General features: G+C 67.5%; 2 protein-coding genes. Both read left to right on the top strand.

What is annotated here, in order from left to right; all coding sequences use genetic code 11:
• The coding region (locus tag FED44_RS35400; RefSeq protein WP_138463401.1) for a sugar ABC transporter ATP-binding protein at window positions 1-1,278 on the top strand (1,278 nt) is incomplete at its 5' end.
• The coding region (locus tag FED44_RS35395) for an ABC transporter permease (protein WP_138463400.1) at window positions 1,271-2,273 on the top strand (1,003 nt) is incomplete at its 3' end. The genes FED44_RS35400 and FED44_RS35395, both read left to right, overlap by 8 nt.

Genomic DNA, 2,273 nt, shown 5'->3' with positions numbered 1-2,273 from the left:
GTGGCCGAGAACATCTATCTGGGTCATGAGCGGGCGCGGCTGGGGTTCTCGCGCCGGGGGGAGGCCGAGCGGGCGGCGGCTGAGCTGTTGAAGCGGTTGGGTCATGGGGAGATCCGGCCGCGGATGGAGGTGGGCCGGTTGTCGCCGGCGCACAAGCAGATCGTGAGTATGGCGCGGGCGTTGTCGCATTCGGCGCGGTTGATCATCATGGATGAGCCGTCGGCGGCGCTGGCTCATGACGAGGTGGACAACCTGTTTCGGGTGATCCGGGATCTGACCGCCCAGGGGGTGGCGGTGATCTATATCTCGCATCGGCTGGAGGAGATCCGGCAGATCGGGGATCGGGTCACGGTGCTGAAGGACGGGCGGACGGTCGCGGTGGGGTTGGCGGCCAAGGACACGCCGACGCAGCAGATCGTGGCGTTGATGACGGGGCGGAACGTGGAGTATGTGTTCCCGCCGCGCCCGCAGGTGGGGGCGCATGAGGGGCGCGATGAGGTGTTGCGGGTGGAGAACCTGACGCTTCCGGGGCGGTTTGCGGATGTGTCGTTCAGCATCCGGGCGGGGGAGATCGTCGGGCTGGCGGGTCTGGTGGGGTCGGGTCGTAGTGAGATCGTGGAGGCGATCTACGGGGCGCGGCGGGCCACTGGGCGGGTGGTTTTGGACGGTCAGGTGGTGCGTCCGGGCAGTACGACGCGTGCGGTGCGGATGGGCATGGGTCTTGCGCCGGAGGAGCGTAAGGCGCAGGCGTTGTTGCTGGATCATCCGGTGGCGCAGAACATCACGCTGGCGTCGTTGAGCCGGTATACCAAGCCGCGGTGGCTGGGGTGGCTGGATCGTAAGAGCGAGTTCGCTGAGGCGAAGCGGTTGTCGGAGGCGTTGGACATTCGTCCTGCGGATGTGCGGCGGCCGATCCGGACGTTGTCGGGTGGTAATCAGCAGAAGGCGGTGCTGGGCCGGTGGCTGGCTGAGGATCGCAAGTTGTTGTTGCTGGATGAGCCGACGCGTGGGGTGGATGTCGGTGCGCGGGCGGAGTTGTATGCGCTGGTGCGCCGGTTGGCCGATGACGGGATCGGTGTGTTGTTGGTGTCCAGCGAGGTGCCCGAGGTTTTGGGTCTGGCGGATCGGGTGCTGGTGGTCCGGGAGGGCCGGATCGTGCACGAGGCGCCGGCTCAGGAGCTGGATGAGCATCGGGTGCTGGATCTGGTGATGGTCTCCGCTGGGGAGACGGCCGGGTCGCAGGTAGCAGATTCTCCTGAAGGAGCGTTCCATGACTGAGGTCGATCAGGCCGCGCCGGCCAAGGCGCCGGTGAAGCCGGCGGGTCCGGGCGGACCGTTGAGCCGGTTGGGGTTGGGCCGAGTGAGTGAGGCCCGGCATGTCGGGCTGGTGGCGGCCCTCGTCCTGCTGGCGATCGTCGGGTTGGTGACCCGCCCGGAGAACTTCGCCACGTCCTCGAACCTGGTGAGCATTCTGGCGCTGGCCTCGACCATCGGAGTGATCACGGTCGGGATGACCTTTGTGATCATCGGTGGCGGGATCGACCTGTCGGTCGGTGCGGTGATGGCGCTGGCGTCGGTGTGGGCGACCACGCTGGCCACCCAGGCCTACGGGCCGGTCGTGATGATCGTGTGCGCGCTGCTGGTGGGCACCGGCGCGGGACTGCTGAGCGGGTTCCTGATCGCCTACGGGCGGATGGTGGCGTTCATCGCGACGCTCGCGATGCTGGTCGCCGCGCGGGGTCTGGCCCAGCGCATGTCGAACCAGCGGACGCAGCTGGTGCAGCCGGACAACTCGATGATCGTGGATCTGTCCACGACGCGGGTGCTGGGGCTGCCGCTGCTGGTCTATGTGTTCGCGCTGGTGGTGCTGATCGGGTGGCTGGTGCTGAACCGCACGACGTTCGGGCGGCGCACCTACGCGGTCGGCGGTAACCCCGAGGCGGCGCGGCTGGCCGGTATCAACGTGCGGAAGCACACGCTGATGCTGTACGCGTTGTCGGGGCTGTGCTGCGGGATCGCGGCGGTTCTGATCATGGCGCGGACCACGACGGGTTCCTCCACGCACGGCGATCTGTACGAGCTGGACGCGATCGCCGCGGTGATCATCGGTGGCACGCTGCTGACCGGTGGCCGGGGCACGATCATCGGCTCGATCCTGGGTCTGCTGATCTTCACGGTGATCACCAACCTGTTCATCCTCAACGGGCTGAACACCGCCGACCAGCTTGTCGCCAAGGGCGTCATCATCGTCGCCGCCGTGCTGCTGCAGCGGC

Origin of the sequence: Microbispora triticiradicis, assembly GCF_005864065.1 — a bacterium.
In the GTDB taxonomy this organism is placed as follows: Bacteria; Actinomycetota; Actinomycetes; order Streptosporangiales; family Streptosporangiaceae; genus Microbispora; species Microbispora triticiradicis.
Note: the sequence above shows the minus strand (reverse complement) of the source record. Positions and strands in the feature narration are given on the sequence as shown.